The following is a 5,799-nucleotide window of genomic DNA, read 5'->3' on the forward strand; positions in this document are numbered from 1 at the left end:
TCACCAACAATGACTACGCTTTCACATACTTCCGCGAGACTGCATCGGCGGAGCAGGCGACAATCCTGAACCCCTCGGGCACCACCTTCTTCATCCAGAACGCCACGGCCGGCAACGCCAACATCGACAACAGCGGCGGGCAGGCGCGCTTCTACGACAGCAGCAGCGCGGGCTCCGCGAACATCATCAATCGCAGCGGCGGCATCACCTATTTCGTGAACACCAGCAGTGCCGAAAGCGCCACCATCGACAACCGCGCCGGAGGCAGTGTCGATGCGTCGTACCACACCGGCGGGCTCTCGATCGGTGCGCTGTCGGGCGCCGGGCGCCTGCTTCTGGGCGCCGAGGCCGTCAGCGTGGGGGCGCTGGGCACGAACACGACGATCAGCGGCGTGATCGCCGATGGCGGCGAGAACGGCGGCACCGGCGGCTCGCTCGTGAAGGTCGGCACCGGCACGCTGACGCTGTCGGGCGCCAACACCTACACCGGCGGCACCGCGCTGAAGCAGGGCCGCCTCGACCTCGGCCACAGCCAGGCGCTGGGCACCGGCACGCTGGCGATGGACGACGGCACCACGCTCGGCTTCAGCGCCGACGGACTGACCATCGCCAATGCCATCGAGCTGACCGGCAGCAACGATCCCGTCATCGACACCGGCGCCTTCAGYGAAACGCTCAGCGGCGCGATCAGCGGCGGCGGCTTCATCACCAAGCAGGGCAGCGGCACGCTCACGCTGACCGGCGCCAACAGCTACACCGGTGCCACCAACGTGGCCCAGGGCACCTTGCGTGCCGGCGCGGCCAACACCTTCAGCGCGAGCTCCGCGCACAGCGTGGCGGCGGGCGCCACGCTGGACCTGGCGGGCTTCAGCCAGACGGTGGCCTCGCTTGCCAACAGCGGCACCGTGTCGCTGGTCGGCAGCGCGCCGGGCACCACCTTGACCGTCAGCGGCCCCTACGCCGGCAACAGCGGCGTGCTGCGCCTGGGCACCGCGCTGGGCGCCGATGGCAGCGCGAGCGACCGGCTGGTGCTCGACGGGCCGACGGCCATCGCCAGCGGCAGCACCACGGTGCAGGTCACCAACCTGAGCGGCCTGGGCGCACTCACCAGCGGCAACGGCATCGAGGTGATCAGCGCGCGCAACGGCGCCAACACCACCGCGCAGACCACGAAGAGCGCCTTCTCGCTCGCGGGCGGCCATGTGGATGCGGGTGCCTACGAGTACCGCCTGCATGCCGCCGATGCGGGCGGGGCAGGGGAGAACTGGTACCTGCGCTCCACCACGAACGTGGTCTCGCCGGTCGATCCCGTGGCGCCGTCTCCCCCGGACCTTCCAGCCGCGCCACCTGTCGTCGTGCCCACCTACCGCGCCGAGGCCTCGCTGTATTCCGCGCTACCGAGCCAGCTGCGCCAGGGCAGCCTCGCGATGCTGGGCGACCTGCGCAAGCGCGTGGGCGACGACGATGTGAAGGGCACGGCCGCGGCGCCGGCGGGTTCGCAGCGCCGCGCCTGGGCACGCGTGCTCTCCGCCGACATCGACATCCGGCAGGGCGGCACCGTCTCGCCCACCAGCAAGGGGCGCCTGACCGGCGTCCAGGCCGGCACCGACCTGCTGGCCGCACCCAACTGGCGCGCGGGCCTCTACGTGGGCCAGCTCGACGGCGATGCGCGCGTCAACGGCTTTGCCAGCGGCTTGCAGAACCTGCGCGTGGGCCGCAACGACCTGCGCAGCCAGTACGTGGGCATCTACGGCACCTACAGCGGCGACAGCGGCCTGTATGCCGACGCCGTGGTGCAGTCGGGCCGGCACCGCTACACGGTGCAGCCGAACCTCGGCGGCGGCGTGGAAGGCAAGGGCCGCAGCCTGCTGGGCTCGATCGAAGTGGGCCAGGCCTTCGCGCTGGGCGCGAGCGGCTGGAGCGTGGAGCCGCAGCTGCAATTGATCCACCAGCACCTGGACCTGAACAACTCGGCCATCGTCGGCGCGGTGGTCCAGCCCGAGGCCGACAGCGGCTGGATCGCACGCGCGGGCATCCGCGTGAAGGGCGAGCTCGCCACCGGCCTGGGCACGCTGCAGCCGTACGGCCGCTTCAACGTCTACAAGAGTTCGAGCGGCGCGGATGTGGCGAGCTTCGTGAACGGCGCGACGCGCACCGATATCGCGGCGCCGGTCGGCGGCACCAGCACCGAGCTGGCGGGCGGCTTCACGCTGGCGCTGGGCAACACCACCAGCCTGTACGGCGAAGTGGGCAAGCTCTGGTCCTCGGGCGGGGACGCCAAGGTGAAGAGCTCGGTCAACGCGTCGCTCGGCGTGCGGGTCAAGTGGTGAGCGGCCGAGCGGGCGGCCTTCGCTCCCTCAGCTGCGCAGGCTGATCACGCCAAGCAGCACCACCACCGCCATGCCTAGCAGCAAGGCGGTGCATTTCCAGAAGACCACCGGGTTCTTGTCGACGAGCGGCGTGCCGCGCCGGGCCAGGAAATCAGGATGCGGCTGGCGCAGGTCCTCGACGAATTCCGACAGCGCTTCATGGCGCTTGAGCGGGTTGGGGTGCAGCGCCTTGCGCAGCACTTCGTCGATCCATGCGGGGATGGCGCGCTGCGCATCGAGTGCCGAGCGGTACTGCAGGTTGCGCTGGTCCGCGCGCGTGCGGATGCGCGCCACCTGCGCGCCGTAGGGCAGGCGGCCGGTGAGCATCTGGTAGACGATCACGGCCAGCGAGAACAGGTCTGACTGCGGCGAGCCGCCGTCGCCGACGAAGTATTCGGGCGCCGTGTACTGCACCGTGCCCAGCACCTGGGCCGGGTCGGCCAGCTTGCTGTCGCCCAGGCCCGCCACCCAGGCGGAGCCGAAGTCGATGATCCGCACCGTGCCCGTGCGGTCGATCATGACGTTCTCGGGCCGCAGGTCCTGGTGCAGCATCTCCATGCGATGGAAGGCCTGCAGCCCCCTGGCCAGCTGCTCCACGATGCCGCGCACCGACTCCAGGCTCGGCCGCGGGTTGTCGACCATCCACTGCGCGAGCGTCTGCCCGTCGACGAACTCCATCGCCACGTAGAGGTAGCYGCGCTTGCGCTGCGGCACATGCGGCTTGAGCACATGCGCGCTGTCGATGCGCCGCGCCACCCATTCTTCGAGCAGGAAGCGGTCGAGGTGGGCCTCGTCGTTCTGCAAGTCGACGGACGGCGTCTTGAGCACGACGCGCTCGCCCGTGTCGTCGTCGACCGCCAGGTAGATGTGGCTGCGGCTGCTGCGGTGCAGGTCGCGCACGATGGTGTAGCCGTCGAACTGCATGCGCGCTTCGAGCACCGGCGGCAGGCGCAGTGCCGCGCGCTGCGCCTGCAGTTCGTTGATGTCGCCGTCGGGCAGGGCATCGACGCGCACGATCTGTACCGTCAGGTTGTCGGGGCTGCCGCGCCGGTACGCTTCCTCGGCAATGCTTCTTGCCGCGGCGTCCAGGTCGCCGGGGTGGGCGTCGAGCGCGGTGCTGATGACGGCCGCATCCACGTGTTCATGGACGCCGTCGGAGGTCAGCAGGAAGACATCGCCTTTCTCGATGGCGAGGGCCTGGTAGTCGATCTCCACATGCGGACCCACGCCCAGCGCCCGACTCAGGTAGCTGTGCCCACCCGCCACCGAGACGCGGTGGTCTTCGGTCAGCTGCTCGAGCGCCCCGGCATGCCAGCGGTAGACGCGCGTGTCGCCCACATGGAAGACGTGCGCCGTGGTCGACTTGATCACCAGCGCGCTGAAGGTGCAGACGTAGCCGCGGTCCTTGTCGAAGCGGCCGCTGCTGTTCTGGGTCTGCGCGTGCAGCCAGGCGTTGGCCGCCGTGAGCACGCGCTGCGCCGAGCGGCTCACGCTCCAGGCGTCGGAGGTGCAGTAGTAGTCGGTCAGGAAGCTCCTGACCGCCGACTCGCTGGCCACGTGGCTCACGTCGCTGCTGCTGATGCCGTCGGCAATTGCAACGGCCACGCCCTTGGCGCTGCGGCCCGGCGCCTCCGGCAGGGCGGCGCCGTGGAAGTCCTGGTTGGCCTCCTTGCGTCCCTTGTCGGAGTACTGGCCGATCGAGACCGCGAGGCCGGAGCGCATCGTCACGCGGCGGGCGGCGCGCAGGTCAGCGCGGAACGCGCTTGGGCGCCGTGCGCACGTGCGTGGCGTACAGCGTCAGGCCGGTGAACGACAGGCCGCCGACGAGGTTGCCCAGCACGGTGGGGATCTCGTTCCAGATGATGTAGTCCATGATCGAAAAATTGCCGCCCATGAGCAGTGCCGAGGGGAACAGGAACATGTTGACCACCGAGTGCTCGAACACCATGAAGAAGAACACCATGATCGGCATCCACATGGCCAGCACCTTGCCGGTCACCGAAGTGGAGATCATCGCACCCACCACGCCGGTGGACACCATCCAGTTGCACAGCATGCCGCGCACGAAGAGCGTCAGCATGCCCGCCGCGCCATGGGCGGAGTAGCCGAGCGTGCGCGCCTCGCCGATCGTGGCGATCACCTGGCCGACCTTGTCGGGCGGGCTGGTGAAGCCGAAGGTGAAGACGATGGCCATCAGCACGGCCACGGTGAAGGCGCCGAGGAAGTTGCCGACGAACACCAGGCCCCAGTTGCGCAGCACGCCGCCGATGGTCACGCCCGGGCGCTTGTCGATCAGCGCGAGCGGCGTCAGCACGAACACGCCGGTCAGCAGGTCGAAGCCGAGCAGGTAAAGAATGCAGAAGCCGACGGGAAACAGGATCGCGCCGATGATCGAGTAGCCGGTCTGCACGTTGATGGTGACGGAGAACACCGCCGCCAGCGCAAGGATCGCGCCGGCCATGAAGGCGCGGATGAGCGTGTCGCGCGTGGACATGAAGATCTTGGATTCACCGGCGTCCACCATCTTGGTGACGAATTCGGAAGGCTGCAGATAGGCCATGGCTTTTTCTTTGGATTGAAGAGTGGGAAGCTGAACGGAAAAAGGGGAGGGGGCTGCGCCTCAGGCGGCCTTCTCGAGCGCTGGCTGCGCGGAGGACGCCGATGCGGCCGCGAGCCCTTGCAGGACATCGCCGACCACGATGATCGAAGGGCTGCCAAGGCCGTTGTCGGCAATCGTGCGTTGCAGCGTCGCCAGCGTTCCGACGGCGTGCCGCTGCAAGGGCAGGCTGGCGTTCTGCACCACCACGACGGGCGTGGCCGGCGGCAGTCCGCTCAGCAGTTCGTCCTGGATCGAGCCGGCGCTCGATACGCCCATGTAGATGACCAGCGTGAGGCGCGCCGAATGGGCCGTGGCCGCCAGCGTGCGCCAGTCGGGCCCCGGCGATCCGGGCTTGGCGTGGCCGGTGATGAACACCACGCCCTGCGCATGCGCACGGTGCGTGAGCGGCACGCCGAGCGAAGTCAGCCCGGCCAGGCCGGCGGTGATGCCGTTCACCACCTCCACATGGATGCCAGCCTGCGCGAGGTGCTCGACCTCTTCGCYGCCGCGACCGAAGATGAAGGGGTCGCCGCCCTTGAGCCGGACCACGTGCTCGCCTTCGCGCACCGCCATGATCATCAGCCGCTCGATGAAGCTTTGCGGCGTGCTCTTGCAGCCGCCGCGCTTGCCGACGTGGATCACGCGCGCGCCCGGCGCCGCCATGGCGACGATGTCGTCGCTGACCAGGTCGTCGACGAGCAGCACGGTGGCCGACTGAATCGCCCTGAGCGCCTTCAGCGTGAGCAGTTCGGGATCGCCGGGGCCGGCACCGACGAGGGTGCAGCGGCCGAGCGCCACGGGTGCCCGGACATGCGTCGCAGGCGTCGAGGA

At 69.3% G+C, this 5,799-nt stretch carries 4 protein-coding genes; 1 reads left to right on the forward strand and 3 read right to left on the reverse strand.

From position 1 onward, the window contains the following. Positions 1 to 2,330, forward strand: a 2,330-nt coding sequence (locus AC1DOC_RS16395) for an autotransporter family protein (RefSeq protein ID WP_478130093.1), incomplete at its 5' end; no start/stop codon positions are given. A gap of 27 nt (positions 2,331 to 2,357) precedes the next feature. On the opposite strand, the gene AC1DOC_RS16400 is transcribed toward AC1DOC_RS16395, so the two are convergent. The 3 genes from AC1DOC_RS16400 to cobA form a co-directional block, all read right to left on the reverse strand. After that, a complete protein-coding gene (locus AC1DOC_RS16400; protein WP_478130095.1) occupies positions 2,358 to 4,091 on the reverse strand; it encodes a bifunctional protein-serine/threonine kinase/phosphatase in 1,734 nt (577 codons plus the stop codon). Between the two features lie 25 nt (positions 4,092 to 4,116). Beyond that, complete coding sequence (locus AC1DOC_RS16405) at positions 4,117 to 4,929, reverse strand: formate/nitrite transporter family protein (RefSeq protein WP_012747948.1); 813 nt, start codon at positions 4,927 to 4,929, stop codon at positions 4,117 to 4,119. A gap of 60 nt (positions 4,930 to 4,989) precedes the next feature. Next, a partial coding sequence (gene cobA, locus AC1DOC_RS16410; RefSeq protein WP_478130094.1) for a uroporphyrinogen-III C-methyltransferase occupies positions 4,990 to 5,799 on the reverse strand: 810 nt, incomplete at its 5' end.

This window comes from Variovorax sp. 01T439_2 (assembly GCF_056398445.1).

Coding starts and splice junctions, on each gene's coding strand:
- AC1DOC_RS16405 (WP_012747948.1), bottom strand. CDS start 4,929: ATGGCCTATCTGCAGCCTTCCGAATTCGTCACCAAGATGGTGGACGCC.